Genomic DNA, 277 nt, shown 5'->3' with positions numbered 1-277 from the left:
GCGCTGAGCGGCGGCTATAGCTTCGGGCAGAGCAAATACAACCGTGCTGTCCAGGCCAAGCGGCAGCCCGGCTCCACGTTCAAGCCGTTTCTTTACCTGAACGCTCTGGAATCCGGCTTTACTCCGGCAACGCTGATTAATGATTCGCCCATCGTTCTGGAAGAGGAAGGCCAGGAAATCGCCTGGCGCCCACAAAATTCATCCGGCCAGTTTTACGGCCCGACACGCCTGCGCGAAGCGCTGTACCGCTCGCGTAACCTGGTATCCGTCCGTCTAC

1 protein-coding gene is annotated in these 277 nt (G+C 59.2%); it reads left to right on the top strand.

Going from position 1 to position 277, the window contains the following annotated elements; genetic code table 11:
- On the top strand, positions 1-277 hold a 277-nt coding region (locus AAEY88_RS13335), incomplete at both ends, for a penicillin-binding transpeptidase domain-containing protein (protein ID WP_350563159.1).

This window comes from Psychrobacter sp. CAL346-MNA-CIBAN-0220, from assembly GCF_040309805.1.
Taxonomy (GTDB): domain Bacteria; phylum Pseudomonadota; class Gammaproteobacteria; order Pseudomonadales; family Moraxellaceae; genus Psychrobacter.
This window is presented reverse-complemented; position numbering and strand designations above follow the sequence as displayed.